Here is a 16802-nt window from a genome sequence, read left to right as displayed (position 1 = left end):
CCTGACGCGACGTCATTCGTCGTCGCGCAGGTGTCTCATCCTGTGCCTCACAGCACAGTCCCTTGGCAGCTCAGGTCGGTGTCGTACCCCGAACTGCCAAGGGACCGTGGCTTCACAGGCCGGCGACGCCGCGTCACCCGATGGAGATGGCCTCGGCGGGGCACAGCCCGGCCGCGTCGTGAGCGGCCTCCGCGTCCGGGGCGCTGCGCGGCAGCCGGGTGCGTAGCAGCAGGACGAGGCCGTCCTCACCGTCCTGGTCGAACAGCTCGGGCGCGGTCAGGGTGCACATCCCGGCGCCGATGCAGAGCTCCCGGTCGGCCCGTATCTCCATCTCCGTCTCTGTACGGGGTTCACGCAGTTCGCGGTCCCCGATGCCCGCGCGGTCTTCCGTGGTCATCGGATCAGGCCTCGTCCCAGGTCACCGGAAGGCTGTGCAACCCGTGGATGTTCGGGTTGGCGCGGTGCGCAACGTCGCCGACCGGCACGGCCAGGCGCAGGGTGGGGAAGCGCGTGAGCAGAGCGGGCAGCGCCACCTGCATCTCGACGCGGGCCAGCTGCTGCCCCAGACACTGGTGGATGCCGTGACCGAAGCCCAGCTGGCCGGTGGCCTTGCGGCGCAGGTCGAGGGTGTCCGGGTCGGGGAAGCGCAGCGGATCGCGGTTGGCGGCCTCCGTGGATATGGTGACCGAATCTCCGGCCTTGATGAGCTTGCCGTCCAGTTCGACATCCTCCAGGGCCGCCTTGACGGTGGTGTGCGCGATGGTGAGATAGCGCATCAGCTCCTCCACGGCCTGCGGGGCGAGGTCCGGGTCCCCGCGCAGGGCGGCGAGCTGCTCCGGATGGCTGAGCAGGGCGAACGTGCCGAGGGAGAGCATGTTCGCCACGGTTTCCAGGCCGGCGGCGAGCAGCAGGACGCTGACGCCGGTGAGTTCCTCCTCGGTGAGGTCGGAAGTCGTGATGTCGCCGAGCAGGTCGTCGGTGGGACGGGCGCGCTTGGCGGCGACCAGTTCGGCCATGTACGCCTCGAAGGCGACGACCGCATCCTCCTGCGCCTGCTGGTCGGAGAGCTCGCTGGTCATCATCTTCGCCCACTGCTGGAACCTGTCCCGGTCCGCACTCGGGACACCCAGCAACTCGCAGATCATCAGCGAGGGGATCGGCTGGGCGAACACCTCCACCAGATCGACGGGGCCGCCCTTGCGCTCCATCGCGTCCAGGCACTCGGTGGTGATCTCCTCGACGCGCTCAGTCAGTTCGCGCATCCGGCGGACGGTGAACTTACTGATCAGCAGCTTCCGGAAGCGGGTGTGCTCCGGGGCGTCGAGCCCGGTCATGTCACCGACCGGTGCGGGCGGCAACTGGCCGACATCGGCGAGCGGGTAGTGGACCAGCTCGTGCCGCGCACTGAACCGCTGGTCGGCGAAGATCGAACGCACGGTGGCGTATCCGGTGGCCAGCCAGCCGATGTGCCCATCGGGGTACCGCATCCGCACCAGCGGATCCTGGTCGCGCAACTCGTCCAGCCCGGCCGGGGGGTCGAAAGGTTTGCTCGCGCCGCGCCCCATGGGGAGGAGCACCGGCTCACGAAGGTCCGTCTCTCCCTCTCGCGCAGCGGAGGTATGCCCGGCCGGGCAGGTCGTCGGTTCGTTCTGCATGTGTCCTCCAGAACAAAAGGCAGGTGGCGAAGGTACGTTGCTGACGCGACGTCGGCTGCGACGCCACGGGAACTTGGAATGGTGGTTGCGGACCGCGCCTGAAACGGCATCCGGCACGATTTCAAGGCAAGAAAGAGGCAACGCAGCGGCACCCGAGTCAATGCCCGGCGCGATTTGACGACTTCACACCGTACACGTCGGTGAGTCATATGATGGAGCCCGAATTGCTGTCCTGTCGGCAGGACAACCGGCGCCCGGCAGGGGCGTCCGCACCGACATCTCTTGCACTGGGTTTCCTGGGCAATTTACCTTGGCGTTGCGACCGCCCCCGGGTGCACTGGCGAAAGCCGCGCGTAGTCAACGGATTTTTCCTGACGGTGCAGAAAGGAAATGCTCGTAATGGAATCGTGGCCGCGGGTCCACCAGCGAGGTGGGCACGACGAGACGTCAGAGCGACAGGACGAGCCTTCGAGCACGCCGGCGCCACTCGTAGGGGAGATATCGGCACTGTGGACGGAATGCCTCAACGGTCGTGAGGTCGGGGCAGACGATGACTTCTTCGCACTCGGCGGCAATTCACTGATCGGGATCCAGATCATCGACCGGCTGTCGGAGGACTACGGCATCCAGCTCTCCGTGCGCGACTTCTACCTGGCTCTGACCCCGACCCGGGTCGCCGAGCTGATCGAGCAGGGGAGGGCGCCGCGGTGAGGCTGACCCCGGGGGCCGGCCGCGCCATCGACCTCGACGGCGTCGATCTGTTCGACCTGGATCTCTACACATCGGGCGATCCGCACCCGATCTGGGACGTGATGCGGGCGAAGGCACCCCTGCACCACCAAGTCCTCCCGGACGGCCGGGAGTTCTGGTCGGTCACCCGCTACGACGACGTCTGCCGCGTGCTCGGCGACTACCGGGAGTTCACCTCGGAGCGCGGCACGGTGGTCACCCACCTCGGGGTCGACGACGTCGCGGCAGGCGTGCTGATGACGTCCACCGACCCGCCGCGGCACACCGAGGTCCGCAGGGCGATCGGCTCCAAGCTCACCGCGCGGGCGGTGCGGTCCTGGGAGGACACGATCCGACGGGCGGTCGTGCGCTTCCTGGAACCGGCGCTCGACGGCGGCACCTTCGACCTGGCCGAGCAGGCGTTACGCCTCCCGGCGATGGTCACAGGCCCGCTCCTGGGAATCCCGGAGCGGGACTGGGACGAACTCGTGCAGCTGACCGCGATGGTGACGGCCCCCTCGGATCCGCACTTCCGGCTCGGCAGCGAAGCGGCGACGCTGGCCATCTCCCACCACGAGCTCGTCACCTACGTCACCCAGTGGGTCAAACAGCGGCGGTCCGACGGCGGTGACGACGGGAGCCTGCTCGACCACATCATGAGCGTGCGCGCGGGAGACGCGACGCTGACCGACGAGGAGATCGCGCTCGACGGCTACAGCATTCTGCTGGGCGCCAATGTGACGACGCCGCACACCGTGTCGGGCACGGTGCACGCGCTCATCGAGCGGCCCGAACAGTTCGAGAAGGCGCAGGCCGATCCGTCGCTGGTCCCGAACCTGGTCGAGGAAGGGCTGCGCTGGACGTCGGCCGCCTGCAATTTCATGCGGTACGCCGTCAAGGACACTCAGATCGGCGGGGGCACGATCCCGGCCGGTGGGGCGGTCGTCGCGTGGATCGGGTCGGCCAACCGGGACGAGTCCCAGTTCTCCGATCCGCATACGTTCGACATCGCGCGCAGCGGCGCGAAGCGTCAGATCGCGTTCGGGTTCGGACCGCACTTCTGCATCGGGGCACCGCTGGCCCGGATGACCCTGCGCATCTTCTTCGAGGAACTGCTCCAGCGGTTCGAATCGATCGAGCTCGCCGGCGAACCGCAGCACCTGCGGTCGTACTTCATCGCCGGGATGACCCACCTCCCCATCGTCGCGCAGAAACGAAGGACGCCATGACATCCGGCTCCACCGCCGCCGCGGCGCCGTGGTTCGTGCGGCCGCAGTCCACCGGTCACTCTGCCCGGATCTTCGGCTTCCCCTTCTCCGGGTCCGGGGCTTCGGCGTTCAGCGCCTGGCCGGCCGCGCTCGACGACGTCGAGGTGTGCCCGGTGCAGTTCCCCGGCCGCGAGAACCGGCTGGGTCATCCCCACTACGGCACATTCGAGGAGCTCGCCGCCGACCTGGTCGGACCGCTGGAGCCGCTGCTCGACCGGCCGTTCGCATTCTTCGGGCACTGCTCGGGTGCGCTGCCCGCGTACGAGACCGTGCTCCGGCTCGCCGAACTCGGCCTGCCCGGGCCCGACTGCCTCATCGTGTCGGGCCAGCCCGCACCGCATGACGCCGCACGCGACCGGATGCTCACCATGACCGAGCCCCAACTGCGGGCCGAAGTAGAGGCGTTCGTACGCAGCCGGGGCATCGAGCCGCGGCCGGACATGATCGATATGGGTCTGTCCGTGTTGCTCCGTGATCACGCCGCCGCACTGGCCTACCGGCGGCAGGAGCCGGTCGCGGTCCGGTGCCCCATCGTCGTACTGCACTGGCGGGACGACCCCGACGTGAGCCTCGACGCGCTCGAGGGGTGGCGTCAGTACTCGGATTCGGTCGACTTCCAGGCACTCCCCGGTGGCCGATACGACTTCATGGACGCGCCCGACGAGCTGCGCAAGTCGTTGACCGGTTGGCGACTGTGGTGAGTGCCGGGGGATGACGCCGGGGTGAGCCTGCTCAGCCGGTGGAAGGTGTACGCGGCGGAGACGAGGGCCATGTGGTGGTACCAGCCGGGCAGCGAGCGCCCTTCGAAGTCCAGCAGCCCGAAGTCCCGCTCCATGGAGCCGATCACGATCTGCGTCTCGGTGTTGAGGCCGACGATCGAGGCGACCCGCGCGAGAGAGCTGTGGGCGAGGCTGGTGAGCCATATCGGGCCCGGGGAGCCGCCGGCATCCACCTCGGTGAAAAGCCGGTAGGGCGGGCCCTTGCGGACCCCCGGCAGGTGAATGAGCGAGGTCTGCAGCCGTGCGGAACGCTGCCGTCCGTCCGGCCGGGTGACCACCGTGGTCTCCGGACTCTGCGCGGAGAGCCGTGCTTTGGCGCTGCCCGGTGCGGACCCGCCCAGGATGCCGTCGCCGACGGGAAGCACCGACAGGTGCGGCGGGATCGCGATGACGAAGTCGCGCCGGCGCCTGGCGAGTCCGTTCAGGAGGTGCCCCACATCGGGTTCGTCACCCATGTCGGCCAGGACGACGGCGGACGACGAGTCCGTACGGGCTGACAGCCGGTCGACGAGCCGGAGCGCGTGTGCCCACAACGGCCGGTACCCCTCGGAATCCGGTATGCGTGCTTCCCTGCGCTGGTCGCGGTCCTCGGTCCAGGACGGCGACAGGTACAGGCACCAGTCGACGGGAACCCGGGCGGTGCCCACGGACAGGAACGAGCCCAGCCCCAACTGGCAGTTGAGTGTGCGGCCCGAGGACAGGTCGAAATAGCGATGCACACCCACCGACCGGTCACCGCGCTTGGGCAGAATGGCCCGGCCGATGGTCCAGATCGGTTCGGTGCGGTGCTGCGCCACCCAGCGGGTGAGTTCCTCCATGACCAGGTCGAAGTCCCATGGGCTGAGACTGACGAACCAACGCAGCGACTGCGCGACAGCCGGATCGGACGAGATCGTGGCGGCCAGCCGGCGTATCGACTTCTTGCCCTGAGTGACGAGCAGTCCGTTCAGATATGCGTACGCCCACTTGCGTTGATCGGCCCGGCGCAAACTACTGAAGATCGTCTGGCTGAAATGATCTAGATTGAATGCCGAGTTGCCCGAATAGGCTGCATCCATGCCGCATAACTCCCCCGAAGCTGCTGATGCGTTGCAGGCTGTAAATTCTAAATCCAGCCATCCCTGTGGTGCCACTCCAGGTGGCCGGATGGCTTGATCTGGCGCCTCGGGTGGCGCATGGTCTTGCGGAACCGGCGCCAGTCGTCGGCAGCGGCAGGTGCGTCGGGCCGCGCTGACCGGATCCGGGGCGGCCGCAGGTCAAGGGTGCCACAGGCGGGCATCCCATCAGTTGTAGGTATGTTCGAACTCCGCAAAGTAGCGTTCGATGGCGCCAAGATCCTTGCACTGGCGTCAGCGCCGAGATCTACTCGGATGCGAGACGGTCGGCCACCCCGAATTCCCCAGGAAAGGCCGTACGAAACGGGGTGAATGCCTGCCGCGTTCACATGGGCAACCATCATGAACTCGCGCGATTGTCGCGCGCGTTGACACGGAGGCATGATGATTGATCAAGTCAAAGACCCCAAGGCGCCTTTGTTCGGTAGAGCGGCCGAGGCAATGCCGATGACGAGAAGCGCCAGACAGGCGGAGTCGCGGCGCAATCAGGTCCTCACCACGAACGTGGGGCTGCACATACCCACGGGAATCGCCTTCGAGGACTGGGAGCGGGCAGGGCGTCAGCTCTCCGGGCTACTCAATTCCTCGTCCTGGTGGCTCGGTGACTGGCTCGTATACGGCAAGGACCACTACGCCGACCGATATGAGCGCGGTATTCGTGCGGTCGGACTGAGGTATCAGACGCTGCGCAACTACGCCTGGGTTTCCCGGCGGTTCGAGCTGCACAGGCGCCGCGCCGCGCTGAGCTTCCAGCACCACGCCGAGCTGGCGTCCCTGCCCGTCGGCGAGCAGGAGACGTGGCTCGACCGCGCCGACCGGATGAGGTGGACCACCAAGCAGCTGCGCCACGCCATTCGGGCCGAGCGCGAAGGCGCCCCGCAGCAGCCGGACACCGTTGCGGCGACGCGTCGACTCGCCGTGCCCGACAGCCGGCTCCAGTGGTGGCACAAGGCGGCGGACCACGCCGGCACCGAGTTGCAGGAATGGGTCACGGCCACTCTCGATGCCGCCGCCAGCCAGGTGCTGAGGGACGAGGACCGGCAACTTCCCTTCGAGTGACGGCCACCGGCGGGGTCCGCACGCCACGGGGGTGAGGACCCGCGCCAAGGGCAAGCGCGTTAGGACAGGCGACTCATGAGATCCGCCGTCTGTGCGTGCCGGGTGCAGCCACGCTCGGCGAACGACCGCACCACCCGCTCGCGAACCTCGGGATTCTGTTCCTGGCTGAGCTTGAACATTCCCTCGGCCCTGGTCACCTGGAGGCGGAAGGCGCCCACGCCTGGCACTATCTTCCGGAAGTAATCGACGGATTCGCTCATGTCCCAGCTGTCGCCGAATTCCTTCTCGAATTCCTGCACTGTGGCCTGCACGACGCCCAGTGTCTCCTCCGTCGACTCGATCTTTTCCACCACTCCGTGCACATGCACGGAGGTGAAGTTCCATGTGGGGGCGGCCGGCGTAATGTCGTACACGGTGGGCGAGACATAGGCGTGCGGACCGGTGAACGTCAGCAGGATCACCGACCCCGTATTGAGCGCCTTCCAGTGCGGATTGGCCCGATTCATATGGCCCAGCAAGGGCAAGCCGGTCAAATCCGGGGCGGGTGCTCCGTCCCACTGCGGGTCGGTGATGACCGGAAGGTGGGTGGCGAACGGTCCGTCAGCGGGCGTTCCATTACTGACCATCAGTGCCAGGGGATTCCCGCGGATCAGGTCGACCATCCATGAAACGTCCGGTTGCCGGTAGTGGTTGGGGACGAACATACGGCACTCACCTTCGTCGTGTGACAATCGTGTCCTGTCGACAGGACGGCTGGGTTCTTCATCATGGCTCGCCGACGTCTCCGGGCGCAATGAATGGAAGAAGCGCCGACTTCATGAGTGAGGAATTCCCATTCAGCCGTCAAAAGAATTCCCGGAAAAGCGGGCGGGCGGTCGACTCGTGTACCGGGTCACACAGATGAACACCCTCATCGGTGCGGACCGCGCACGGGGGACCGGAGGACCTGGTACGGGCGTGGCAGTCCTGATACCCATGGAGCCTGAGACCGTGCCGGCTGCGGGCGTGGCCGGTATGTCGGTTATGCGTTCCACCGGTACTCCGATGGACCGTCCACTGAGCGAGATCAGGCAGGTGGCATGAACTGCGACGAGTTCGTCGAGCTGGTGACCGTTTTCCTCGACGGCGCCATGGACGAGCCGACCGAGCTTCGCTTTCTCACACATCTGACGAGGTGCGAGGACTGCGAGACCTGTCTCGACCAGTTCAGGCAGACCATCGCGGTGCTGGGTGAGCTGCCCCGGAGCCTGCCCGCCCAGAGCCTGCCCGGCGAAGCGCGCGACCGGCTGCGCGGGGCGTTCCGGGCCCTGCGGCGGGGCTGACGGACCCGTCACGGACCGGTCGCCACGGCTGGTACAGCTATGGCAGTCCTTACCGGGACATGAACGAAGGCGTCGGCCCGAGATCTCGATCACTGGGCTGCCCTAAGCTGACCCCCAGTTGACGGCCGGCAAGGGGGAGTGACGAATGGCGGGCCCACGCGAACTGCCGCCGGACGAGGTCCTGGTACAGCGGCTGCGCGACGGCGACGAGGAGACGTTCGCCCTGGTGCTGGACACCTGGTCGGGCGGCATGCTCCGGCTGGCCATGTCGTTCGTGTCGACCAAGGCATCCGCGGAGGAGGCCGTCCAGGACACCTGGCTCGGGGTCATCAGGGGGATCGGCGACTTCGAGGGCCGCTCGTCCCTGAAGACCTGGGTGTACCGGATCCTGGTCAACACGGCCAAGGCACGCGGTACGAAGGACAGCAGGACCGTCCCCTTCACCAGCCTGCTGCCCGAGGAGGAGGCAGGGCCGACGGTGGACGCCGCACGGTTCCGCGGCCCCGACGAGCAGTACCCCGGCCACTGGGCCGTAGGGCAGCAGCCCCGGCATCTGCACATCCCCGAGGACCATGTGCTGCGAGGGGAGGTCCGCGAGGTGATCGCGGCGGCGCTCGACGAACTCCCGCCCCGCCTGCGCACGGTGATCACCCTGCGCGATGTCGAGGGGTACGGCTCGGAGGAGGTCTGTTCCCTCCTGGACATCTCGCCCGGAAACCAACGCGTGCTCCTGCATCGGGCCAGGGCGTTCCTGCGCCGTAAACTCGAGGACTACGTGTCCGGTGCCCATGACGTCGTGGCGGGAGGGAACGACCGTGGACTGCGTTGACTTCGTCGAGCTGGTGACCGACTTTCTCGAGGGCGTCCTGTGCGAGGACGACGAACGCCGCTTCATCGAGCACCTGGCGGAGTGCTCCGGCTGCGAGACCTACCTCGACCAGTACCGTCAGACGATCGCCACGACGGGCGAACTGACCCCGGACAACATCTCCTCGGACGCCAGGCAGCAGCTGCTCTCCGCCTTCCGGAACTGGCAGGGGCAGTGATCCCCGGGCAACCGTCCTCGGACCCTCGGTAGCACCTTTGCCTCCCGGGGAGTTGTAACGCTCGCGCGGCCCGCCCGCACTGAGCGGCATGACTCTGCTCGGACGACTCTTCTTCGGCGTCATCGCCGCACTCCCCGGTGGCGCGCTCGTGGCCGTCGTGACCAAGCCTCCATGGCTGCCGTGGGCCGCCCACACAGTGGCGCTGGGAGCAGTGCTCGGCCTCCTCCTCGGGAGCCACAGGCAGAGCAACGGCTCGGCCTTCTCCGTCGGTCTGCTCATCGGCCTGCTCGACTGGGTGACCTGGTCGCTCACTCTCGCCCCCGCGCTGGAGGGGCACAAGCCCTCGTGGACGATCGCGGTGGCCGTCCCGCACTTCCCCGAACTCGTCGGCGCCGTACTGCTCGGCGCGATCGCCGGGCTCTCCTTCCACGCCCTGTCGGCCCGGTTCCCGCCCCGGCCGGCGCCCCAACGGGCCAAACCCCATGTGGTGATCGTCGGCGGTGGCTTCGGCGGGGTGGGCGCCGCCCGGGAACTGGACCGGCGTCTCGGCCGCGGGCTCGACGCCCACGTGACGCTGATCAGCGATTCGAACTTCCTGCTGTTCACCCCGCTCCTCGTCGGCGTCGCCTCCAGCACGGTCGAGGCCAGGCACGTGAGCGCCCCGGTGCGCGCCGGGCTCGGCCATGCCTCCTTCCTGCACGGGCGGGTGGCCTCGATCGACACGCAGACCCGCAACGCGTACGTCTGCGCGGGCAAGGAGGGGATGCTCCGCGTGCCGTACGACCAACTGGTGCTGGCCGTCGGCGCGGTGCCGCACTTCTTCGACCTGCCGGGAGTGGGCGAGCACGCCTTCGCGATGAAGTCCGTCGACGACGCCACGAGGCTGCGCGACCAGGTGCTGGGCGCGCTGGAGCGCGCCGACCTCGAGCCGGACCCGGCCGAGCAGGCCAGGCTGCTGACGTTCGTGGTGGCGGGCGGCGGCTTCGCCGGGACGGAACTGGTGGCCGAAGTGTTCGACCTCGTCCATGACGTGCTCCACTTCTATCCGCGGCTGCACGGACTGCGGCCCAGGTTCGTGATCGTGCACGCGGGGGAGCGGCTGCTGCCGGAGCTGTCGCCGCAGCTCGGCCTCTACGCGCAGCGCAAACTCGGCGGGCGCGGCATCGAGTTCCGCCTCGGCGCGCGCGTGAGCAAGGCCACCGCCGAGGACATCACGCTCGACTCCGGCGAGACCATCCCCACCCGCACCCTGGCCTGGACGGCGGGCAACCGGCCGAACCCGCTGGTGCGGCAGATCATGCCGTCCGCGCTCACCGTGGAACCCACCATGCAGGTCCCCGGCATACCCGGCCTGTGGGCCCTGGGTGACTGCGCGAGAATCCCGGACCTGGCGGGCGGGTTCCATCCGCCCACCGCGCAGCACGCGATCCGCGAGGGCAAGGCGGTGGCGAGGAACGTCGCCGCGGTCCTGCGTGGCCGCCGCCCCGTCCCGTTCCGCTTCGGCGGGCTCGGCGTCCTGGTCTCACTGGGGCACCGCACGGCGGCCGGCGAGATCGGCGGACGGCGGGTCTCCGGTTTCCTCGCCTGGGTCCTGTGGCGCTCGGTGTACCTGAGCAAGCTGCCCAGCGTGGAGAAACGGCTGCGGGTGCTCGCCGACTGGACTCTCGACCTGATCTTCCCCAGGGACATCGCCCTCTCGACCAAGGATGGCCGTGATGAACGTCATGTCTGACGCCGTGAGCGTCGTGCGCAACGCCGGACTCGGTGCCCTCGCCGGCCTCGCCGGAGGGCTGGTCTTCGGCGCGGTGATGGCGGAGATCGGGTACCTGCCCACCGTCGCGGCGATCGTCAGAACCGACTCGCCCGGCGTGGGCTTCGCCGTCCACCTGCTGATCGCGGCGGTCATCGGGGCCGTCTTCGGCGTCCTCGTCGCACGCCGGCGCGAGCTGCTGTTCCGGGGACTGGCGTACGGAGTGCTGTGGTGGTTCCTCGGGCCGTTGACCCTGCTGCCGTTCCTGCTGGGCAGGTCGGTGGTCTGGGACGTGGCGTCGGCGCAGGCGCTCATCCCAAGTCTGCTCGGCCACCTGGCCTACGGTGCGGTTACGGCCGCCGCCCTCGCCCTGCTGGTGCACAGGGAGCGGGAGTTCAGGCCCGGCCTCCTGGTGCGCGCGTCGGTCTCGGGGCTGCTCGTCGCCCCGGTGCTCGGGCCCGGCCGGCAGGGTCTGCTCGTGGGGCTGCTGGTCGGTGCCTCGTATGCGCTGGTCTTCGGCGACACCCGCGAGGGCACCGGCCCCGCCCTGATCCGGGGTACCGCCTTCGGCTTCGTGTGGTGGGGGCTCGCGGCCGTCACGGTCTCGCCGCTGCTGGACGGCCGCGGCCTCCAGTGGACGCCGGCCGCGGTGCGCACCGCCGTGGAGTCACTGCCGGGACACGTGTTGCTGGGTGCCGGTACGGCCCTGCTGAGCGGCTGGCTTGGCGGCCTGTCGCGGGTCGTGTTCTCCGACGACGTACGGCACGCCCAGGAGGGACGGCTCGCCGGTGGGCGGGTGATCTCGATCTGGCACGGCGTCATCGCCGGGCTGGCCGGCGGCGTGCTCTTCACCGGCGTCATGGTCGCCGTGGGGTTCCTGCCGACCGTGGCCGCCCTGGTCGGCTCTCAGTCGCAGGCCGTGGGCCTTGTCATCCACCTCCTGATCTCCCAGGTCGTCGGCGTCACGTACGCGGTCTTCTTCCGCCGTCGCAGCTTCGACCCGGCCTCGGGGATCGGCTGGGGCGTGTCGTACGGCTTCCTCTGGTGGGTCCTCGGCAATCTGACGCTGCTTCCCGTACTGCTCGGGGCCGGCCCCCGGTGGAGCGCCGCCGCGCTGGCCGTGTCGTTCCCCTCCCTCGTCGGGCACCTGGCCTACGGCGCCGTACTCGGCCTGGTGTACCAGCGGCTCGAGGAGCGGGTCGGCCCCTGGCACCTGACCCGCAGTGAGGCGGCCGCGGCCCGGGCGGCCGCGCGGCACGAGCAGACGCTGAGCGCGGCCCCCGCGCTGTGGAGCCTGATCACCTGCGTGGCGTTGCTCATCCCCATCCTGGTGTCGTAGCAAAGCCCCCACACAGCAGTGGGGCGGGTGGCATGGCCACCCGCCCCACTGCTTCTTTGTGCGGTCCGTTCGTCAGGCGCTCTGCTTCAGTTCGGCCGCGCCGAACGACACGCTGAAGCGCTCGCACCAGATCGTCACCGTGGAGTACTTGTTCAGGTCGGTGCCGGCCGGGATCACGTAGTTCTGGTTGCCTTCGTTGCCCTTGAGGTCGCCGAGGTCGACGTGCTTGCCGTCGTCGAGGTTGCCGCCGCCGCCCTGCTGGACCGGCTGGTCGCTGAGCCACACGTGCAGGGCCGGGCCGTCGGAGGTGCGCAGGTCCGTCAGGCGCAGGGTGGCCTTCCCGCCGTCGAGCTTCAGGACCTCCACGGAGCCGCTGGTCTCGTGCTCGTGGGAGACGAAGCTGCCGCTCGCCGACGGCTTGGCCGCGGCCTGCTGTTGGCCCGTGGTCACGGGAGCAGCCTCATCCACGCGGTCCGTGGTGAACAGCCGCCAGGGCTGGAAGAGGTAGAGCCCGACGGCCACCGCGACGACGACCACCGCGGTGGTGATCCACAGGAGAGGGCGCTTGTTTCGGCACATGAGGGTTTCCGTTTCTCTTTCTCTGTTCAGCACTGGTCGTCGGCGGGGCGCGGACGCTCCTGCTCGGGGGAGTGCGCGGCGCGCTCGCGGCGCAGCTCGTCGGCCTCGTCACGGACGGCGTCGAGGCGGACCTCGAGCATGCCGACGCGCTCGCGGTAGCGCTCCAGTTCGGCCCGCACGAACTCGGCGTCCGCCACCTGGCGGGCCGTCTCCTCGCGGATCGCGGCGGTCTCCTCGGCGAACTTCTGCTGCGCCGTGTCGAGCGCGGTGACGGCCACGTCGGCCGCCTCCTCGGCGAGCGTGGCGCGCTCCTCGGCGGCCAGGATGCGCTGGGCGGCGGCCCGGGTGACCGTCTCGATGCGGGCCTCGGCCGCCGCCGAGTCCGTGATGATCGCCAACTCCTCTATGTAGGAGGGCAGATCGGTGGCGAGCTGCTTGATGAGCGTGACGAGGGCGTCGCGCGACTGGGCGGCATCGTCGCCGCCCGCCGTCGGCATCGGCGCCATGGCCGCCATTTCACTGGTCATGGCTTCAAGCGGCGTCTGTCCGGACGCACCGGCCACGGGTGCCTGGGCGACCGGCGCATCGGTACCCCTCGCCTCGTCCTTGGCCGCCTTCTCGGCCTCGGCGGCCACGCGCTTGTCCTCCTTGCGCTGCTGGCGCTTGGCGCGGAACTTCCGGAAGGCGCCGAGCGCGTTGTGCTCGGGGTGCCCGCAGTAGCGGGACGCCGGGCCCTGCGCGCCGTGTGCGTGCGGCTCAGGCGGGTTGGTGCAACCCGGGTAGGCGCAGGTGGGGACGGTCTCTGTGGACTCGACGGTCATTTTCGGGCTCCTCGTTGCTGACGTGCTGACGTGCTGACGTAGTGACGTACTGACTCACTGGCTCGTGGACCTGCCGACCTTCCGGGTCAGCGGTATTCCGGGTTCTCGAAGTCGAACCGGCACCCTGCGTCCCACTGCGACCGCTGGTTGCCGTGCGCCGGAACGCCACCGGCGTCCTTGAGCAGCCGGGCCAGATGCAGCAGGTTCCACGTCATGAACGTGGTGTTCCGGTTGGTGAAGTCGTTGGTGGGACCGCCGGAGCCCGGATCGAGGTAGGAGGGGCCCGGCCCGGCCTCCCCGATCCAGCCCGCGTCCGCCTGCGGCGGGATCACGTATCCCAGGTGCTGAAGGCTGTACAGGACGTTCATGGCGCAGTGCTTGGCGCCGTCCTCGTTGCCGGTGATCAGGCAGCCGCCGACCCGCCCGTAGTAGGCGTACTGACCGGCGTCGTTGAGCAGACCGGAGCAGGCGTAGAGCCGCTCGATGACCAGCTTGGCGACCGAACTGTTGTCACCCAGCCAGATCGGCCCGGCGATGACGAGGATGTCGGCCGCCATCACCTGCTGGTAGATCGACGGCCAGGCGTCGCGCTCCCAGCCGTGCTCGGTCATGTCCGGCCACACCCCGGTGGCGATCTCATGGTCGATCGGCCGCAGGTGCTCCACGTGGACGCCCTGCTTCTCCATGATCCGCGAGCTGAGGTCGATCAGGCCCTGGGTGTGGCTGCGCTCCGGGCTCTTCTTCAGCGTGCAGTTGAGGAACAGCGCACGCAGGTCGTCATGGCTCATACCCCTCAGTGCGTGCGGCGGGCCGAACGTTACAGGCGACGCTCGACTTCTTCAGTCGTGAGGTCAGGACGGTGTGGCAGCGCCCGGGTTCGTACCGGAGTCAGGCGTCGCCCCCGCGCCGTTGCCGTTGCCGTTCCAGCGGAGCGTGACGTCGAGGTGGGCGCCGGCCGTGGCGCTCGACAGGACCGCGCCCAGCTTGGCGTCCAGGACGACGCCGAAGGTGACCTCCACCTCATCGGGCCGCTCGGCCAGGGACCGGAAGCCGCCGATCACGTCGGACGCGGCGGCGGTGACCGGTGCCAGGGCCTCCCGCAGGGAAGTCGCCGCGCTCTCCAGACGTGTACCGAGTCCCACGGCGCCGGTGCCCGCGCGGGCGGGCGGGGCGACGAGGACGACGGTGCCGTCGGAGAGGGTGAACTGGACTGCGTCCGGCATCAGGGCTCCTGTGTGAGGGGAGTTGGGCGCGTCAGGCCTGGCCCGGGGCGCCGCAGAGGGGAGTGGGCGGCGGGGAGTCCCGCATGGCCCGCTGGACTCTGTTGAGCGCCTCCAGCAGTGCGGGCAGTTCTTTGCCGTTCGCGTACTCCAGGACCGCTCGGTAGAAGGCGGCGGACACATCGGGATCCATCGCGTCGGCGGCGCTGAAGCAGAGCGTGTAACCGGAGCGGAGCATCCCGGCGATCCGCTCCTGGGTGTCGTTGCCGTACGCCGTCACCTTCCTGTTGGCCGAGAGCGCGAATCCGGGTGCGTCCACCCAGGCCTGCTGGGCCTGTTCACTCGCCAGGTAGGAGATGAGCTTGTCGGCGCCGGCGTTGTTCTCGGTGAACTTGCCGACGAAGTCCGCCGAGACCTCCAGCACGCGATCCGGGGACGGCGTCACGTACGTGTACCTGCCGGGCTCCACGCGATCCGGCTCGAAGCCCATCGCGGACAGCGCGCCGTGGCCGAGGGAGCAGGAGTTGCCGGTCATGCCGTCGGCGGCTTCGCTGAACCGGCGCGTGGCCGAGCCGTCGGGGGCGCTCTCGATCAGATCCCCCCAGGCCCGCCACGCCTCGTCGACCGGCGCCGAGTCCCACTTCAGGTCGCCCGACACCCAGTCCTCGTAGGTGTCCACGCCCGCCTCGGCGAGCAGCAGGTCGGCGATCCAGTCGGCGCCCGGCCAACCGGACGTCGGGCCCGACTCCAGCCCCAGGCACCAGTTCTCGGGCCGTGCGCGCAGTGCGGTCCAGGTGCGGGGAGGGGGCGGGGTGACCTTCGTCGCGTCGTACCAGACGAGGCTCTTGACGTCGGCCTTCACGGGGACCGCGTAGACGCCGCCGCCCTCCATGGCCAGTTCGCGCAACGGCTCGACGTAGGCGGCCGTGTCGACGGCGAGTGGCCTGAGCGCCCTGTCCTTGCGGTATTTGGAGATCGCGCCCACGCTCGGCAGCACCGCCAGGTCGGGCGCCGCCTCCGCGGCCACGGCGGCGTCGAGTTGCTGGGTGAGAGCGCGGGTGACCTGCGGTTCGACGTCGATACCGGGGTTGCGGTCCTCGAACGCCTCGATGACCGAGTAGAACGCCTTGAACTCGGTGCCGGACCAGGGGACCATGATCGTCACCCGCTCCTTCTCCGGCCCGCCGCAGCCGACCGCCCCCAGGAGCAGGCCGAGGGCCAGGGCGCAGCGCACGAGTGGTGCCGTCGGCCGTCTCATGGGTGCGGGAACCGGTACTCGTCGATACGGGGGCGGTAGGCGACGTACCCGAGCCCGCCGGCGGCGAGCAGCAGGGGCAGCGCGATCGCCATGACCCACCCCTTGCCGGGGAGCAGCGGATCACTGCACGCGGTGACGGCGACGGACGCGGTCGCCAGCAGGGCCAGGCCGAGCGCCGGGCTGGGGTACTGCCGGAAGTGGCGGACGACGACATGGCCGGTCGCGCAGACCAGCAGCAGCATGACCGCCACCGGCATGAGGAACAGGGGCCACAGCACGTAGGGGTTCAGCCAGCGTGACCGGAGCTGCTCGTCCAGGGCCAGGGCCTCGATCTCCCGGAGATCCTCGAGCGATTCGATGAGTCCGCCCGTGAACCGGACGTCACGGCCCTCGTCGTCCTGTTCCGGCCCGTCCTCAACGGCCGGGATGGCCGCCGCCGCACCCTGCGGGCCGCTGGCCAGCTGGAGGCAGGTCGTCAACTGGCCCTGGACGAACTGGATGTGGTGCAGCCCCTGCTCCCCGGCCGCGTTGCCCTTCGTCGCCGAGGTGAGGAGGGTGCTCACGCTGCTGGTGGCGTTGGCGAAGCCGATGCCGGTGCCGATCAGGTCGACCTCGCCCGTGGCCTCCGCCGCTTTCATGAGCTCTCTTTTCGCCCGTACGGCCTCCTCGCGTGCCTCCGTGAGGTCGTCGATGGCCTGACGCGTGCGGTCGGCGGCAGCCATCTGCTCCCCGGCCCGATCGGCCACCAGCAGATACAGCAACGCGGTCAGCGCCACCATGCTCAGCACGCCCACCCGGAGCCGGCGCAGCACGACGACGGGATGGGGCCGCCGCGGTCGCGCACGTCCCCGTCCCCAAGGCC

19 protein-coding genes are annotated in these 16802 nt (G+C 69.2%); 9 read left to right on the top strand and 10 right to left on the bottom strand.

Features of this window, described 5'->3' with window-relative positions; genetic code table 11:
* Positions 1–133: 133 nt before the first annotated feature.
* A complete protein-coding gene (locus ACFY5C_RS38600; RefSeq protein ID WP_389454198.1) occupies positions 134–397 on the bottom strand; it encodes a ferredoxin in 264 nt (87 codons plus the stop codon).
* A 4-nt stretch (positions 398–401) separates the two neighbouring features.
* Positions 402–1655 (bottom strand): cytochrome P450, encoded by a 1254-nt coding sequence (locus ACFY5C_RS38595; protein ID WP_389454195.1) that lies wholly within the window; start codon positions 1653–1655, stop codon positions 402–404.
* A 399-nt stretch (positions 1656–2054) separates the two neighbouring features.
* On the opposite strand from ACFY5C_RS38595, the gene ACFY5C_RS38590 reads away from it, so the two are divergent.
* Genes ACFY5C_RS38590 through ACFY5C_RS38580 form a run of 3 tightly spaced genes read left to right on the top strand, consistent with a single transcriptional unit; the run spans position 2055 to position 4353 of the window.
* Complete coding sequence (locus ACFY5C_RS38590) at positions 2055–2366, top strand: phosphopantetheine-binding protein (RefSeq protein ID WP_389454193.1); 312 nt, start codon at positions 2055–2057, stop codon at positions 2364–2366.
* The gene (locus ACFY5C_RS38585) at positions 2363–3613 is read left to right on the top strand and encodes a cytochrome P450 (RefSeq protein ID WP_389454190.1); all 1251 of its coding nucleotides are present in this window, start codon (positions 2363–2365) and stop codon (positions 3611–3613) included. Before ACFY5C_RS38590 ends, ACFY5C_RS38585 begins: the two co-directional genes overlap by 4 nt.
* Complete coding sequence (locus ACFY5C_RS38580; protein WP_389454187.1) at positions 3610–4353, top strand: thioesterase II family protein; 744 nt, start codon at positions 3610–3612, stop codon at positions 4351–4353. Before ACFY5C_RS38585 ends, ACFY5C_RS38580 begins: the two co-directional genes overlap by 4 nt.
* Here ACFY5C_RS38580 and ACFY5C_RS38575 read toward each other — a convergent pair.
* Positions 4245–5489: an IS701 family transposase gene (locus tag ACFY5C_RS38575; protein WP_389454184.1), complete on the bottom strand. Its 1245-nt coding sequence runs from the start codon at positions 5487–5489 to the stop codon at positions 4245–4247. The genes ACFY5C_RS38580 and ACFY5C_RS38575 overlap by 109 nt on opposite strands.
* Before the next feature lie 504 nt (positions 5490–5993).
* Between ACFY5C_RS38575 and ACFY5C_RS38570 the strand changes: the two genes are divergently transcribed.
* Positions 5994–6605, top strand: a complete 612-nt coding sequence (locus tag ACFY5C_RS38570) for an LmbU family transcriptional regulator (RefSeq protein WP_389454181.1) — start codon at positions 5994–5996, stop codon at positions 6603–6605.
* Between the two features lie 59 nt (positions 6606–6664).
* On the opposite strand, the gene ACFY5C_RS38565 is transcribed toward ACFY5C_RS38570, so the two are convergent.
* A complete protein-coding gene (locus ACFY5C_RS38565; RefSeq protein WP_389454178.1) occupies positions 6665–7309 on the bottom strand; it encodes an FMN-binding negative transcriptional regulator in 645 nt (214 codons plus the stop codon).
* 375 nt (positions 7310–7684) lie between these two features.
* On the opposite strand from ACFY5C_RS38565, the gene ACFY5C_RS38560 reads away from it, so the two are divergent.
* The 5 genes from ACFY5C_RS38560 (at position 7685) to ACFY5C_RS38540 (ending at position 12062) form a co-directional block, all read left to right on the top strand.
* Positions 7685–7927 (top strand): anti-sigma factor family protein, encoded by a 243-nt coding sequence (locus ACFY5C_RS38560; protein WP_389454175.1) that lies wholly within the window; start codon positions 7685–7687, stop codon positions 7925–7927.
* 145 nt (positions 7928–8072) lie between these two features.
* Entirely contained in the window at positions 8073–8756 is a 684-nt protein-coding gene (locus tag ACFY5C_RS38555; protein ID WP_389454173.1) for an RNA polymerase sigma factor, read from the top strand.
* Positions 8743–8973 (top strand): anti-sigma factor family protein, encoded by a 231-nt coding sequence (locus ACFY5C_RS38550; protein ID WP_389454170.1) that lies wholly within the window; start codon positions 8743–8745, stop codon positions 8971–8973. Before ACFY5C_RS38555 ends, ACFY5C_RS38550 begins: the two co-directional genes overlap by 14 nt.
* Before the next feature lie 88 nt (positions 8974–9061).
* Positions 9062–10705, top strand: a complete 1644-nt coding sequence (locus ACFY5C_RS38545; RefSeq protein WP_389454167.1) for an NAD(P)/FAD-dependent oxidoreductase — start codon at positions 9062–9064, stop codon at positions 10703–10705.
* The gene (locus ACFY5C_RS38540; RefSeq protein WP_389454164.1) at positions 10689–12062 is read left to right on the top strand and encodes a DUF6789 family protein; all 1374 of its coding nucleotides are present in this window, start codon (positions 10689–10691) and stop codon (positions 12060–12062) included. The genes ACFY5C_RS38545 and ACFY5C_RS38540 overlap by 17 nt, the downstream gene beginning before the upstream one ends.
* A gap of 72 nt (positions 12063–12134) precedes the next feature.
* Here ACFY5C_RS38540 and ACFY5C_RS38535 read toward each other — a convergent pair whose 3' ends face one another.
* The 6 genes from ACFY5C_RS38535 to ACFY5C_RS38510 all read right to left on the bottom strand — a co-directional run bounded on the left by ACFY5C_RS38535 (position 12135) and on the right by ACFY5C_RS38510 (position 16752).
* Positions 12135–12641: a DM13 domain-containing protein gene (locus ACFY5C_RS38535; protein WP_389454161.1), complete on the bottom strand. Its 507-nt coding sequence runs from the start codon at positions 12639–12641 to the stop codon at positions 12135–12137.
* Positions 12642–12667: 26 nt separating this feature from the next.
* Entirely contained in the window at positions 12668–13462 is a 795-nt protein-coding gene (locus ACFY5C_RS38530) for a hypothetical protein (protein WP_389454159.1), read from the bottom strand.
* A gap of 86 nt (positions 13463–13548) precedes the next feature.
* Positions 13549–14250: a flavodoxin family protein gene (locus ACFY5C_RS38525; RefSeq protein ID WP_389454156.1), complete on the bottom strand. Its 702-nt coding sequence runs from the start codon at positions 14248–14250 to the stop codon at positions 13549–13551.
* Positions 14251–14313: 63 nt separating this feature from the next.
* On the bottom strand, positions 14314–14685 hold the full coding sequence (locus ACFY5C_RS38520; RefSeq protein ID WP_389454154.1) for a CU044_2847 family protein: 372 nt from the start codon (positions 14683–14685) through the stop codon (positions 14314–14316).
* A 31-nt stretch (positions 14686–14716) separates the two neighbouring features.
* The gene (locus ACFY5C_RS38515; RefSeq protein ID WP_389454152.1) at positions 14717–15940 is read right to left on the bottom strand and encodes an ABC transporter substrate-binding protein; all 1224 of its coding nucleotides are present in this window, start codon (positions 15938–15940) and stop codon (positions 14717–14719) included.
* Entirely contained in the window at positions 15937–16752 is an 816-nt protein-coding gene (locus ACFY5C_RS38510; protein WP_389454149.1) for a hypothetical protein, read from the bottom strand. The genes ACFY5C_RS38515 and ACFY5C_RS38510 overlap by 4 nt, the downstream gene beginning before the upstream one ends.
* Positions 16753–16802 lie beyond the last annotated feature (50 nt).

The organism is Streptomyces sp. NPDC012935, assembly GCF_042900345.1.
Taxonomy (GTDB): domain Bacteria; phylum Actinomycetota; class Actinomycetes; order Streptomycetales; family Streptomycetaceae; genus Streptomyces.
The sequence above is the reverse complement of the archived record's forward strand: the minus strand, read 5'-3'. Positions and strand labels throughout refer to the sequence as shown.

What these genes read in the sequence shown, in the direction of transcription:
- ACFY5C_RS38600 (WP_389454198.1), bottom strand. Translation starts at nt 397, where the DNA reads ATGACCACGGAAGACCGCGCGGGCATCGGGGACCGCGAACTGCGTGAA.
- ACFY5C_RS38595 (WP_389454195.1), bottom strand. Translation starts at nt 1,655, where the DNA reads ATGCAGAACGAACCGACGACCTGCCCGGCCGGGCATACCTCCGCTGCG.
- ACFY5C_RS38590 (WP_389454193.1), top strand. Translation starts at nt 2,055, where the DNA reads ATGGAATCGTGGCCGCGGGTCCACCAGCGAGGTGGGCACGACGAGACG.
- ACFY5C_RS38580 (WP_389454187.1), top strand. Translation starts at nt 3,610, where the DNA reads ATGACATCCGGCTCCACCGCCGCCGCGGCGCCGTGGTTCGTGCGGCCG.
- ACFY5C_RS38575 (WP_389454184.1), bottom strand. Translation starts at nt 5,489, where the DNA reads ATGGATGCAGCCTATTCGGGCAACTCGGCATTCAATCTAGATCATTTC.
- ACFY5C_RS38570 (WP_389454181.1), top strand. Translation starts at nt 5,994, where the DNA reads ATGACGAGAAGCGCCAGACAGGCGGAGTCGCGGCGCAATCAGGTCCTC.
- ACFY5C_RS38565 (WP_389454178.1), bottom strand. Translation starts at nt 7,309, where the DNA reads ATGTTCGTCCCCAACCACTACCGGCAACCGGACGTTTCATGGATGGTC.
- ACFY5C_RS38560 (WP_389454175.1), top strand. Translation starts at nt 7,685, where the DNA reads ATGAACTGCGACGAGTTCGTCGAGCTGGTGACCGTTTTCCTCGACGGC.
- ACFY5C_RS38555 (WP_389454173.1), top strand. Translation starts at nt 8,073, where the DNA reads ATGGCGGGCCCACGCGAACTGCCGCCGGACGAGGTCCTGGTACAGCGG.
- ACFY5C_RS38545 (WP_389454167.1), top strand. Translation starts at nt 9,062, where the DNA reads ATGACTCTGCTCGGACGACTCTTCTTCGGCGTCATCGCCGCACTCCCC.
- ACFY5C_RS38540 (WP_389454164.1), top strand. Translation starts at nt 10,689, where the DNA reads ATGAACGTCATGTCTGACGCCGTGAGCGTCGTGCGCAACGCCGGACTC.
- ACFY5C_RS38535 (WP_389454161.1), bottom strand. Translation starts at nt 12,641, where the DNA reads ATGTGCCGAAACAAGCGCCCTCTCCTGTGGATCACCACCGCGGTGGTC.
- ACFY5C_RS38530 (WP_389454159.1), bottom strand. Translation starts at nt 13,462, where the DNA reads ATGACCGTCGAGTCCACAGAGACCGTCCCCACCTGCGCCTACCCGGGT.
- ACFY5C_RS38525 (WP_389454156.1), bottom strand. Translation starts at nt 14,250, where the DNA reads ATGAGCCATGACGACCTGCGTGCGCTGTTCCTCAACTGCACGCTGAAG.
- ACFY5C_RS38520 (WP_389454154.1), bottom strand. Translation starts at nt 14,685, where the DNA reads ATGCCGGACGCAGTCCAGTTCACCCTCTCCGACGGCACCGTCGTCCTC.
- ACFY5C_RS38515 (WP_389454152.1), bottom strand. Translation starts at nt 15,940, where the DNA reads ATGAGACGGCCGACGGCACCACTCGTGCGCTGCGCCCTGGCCCTCGGC.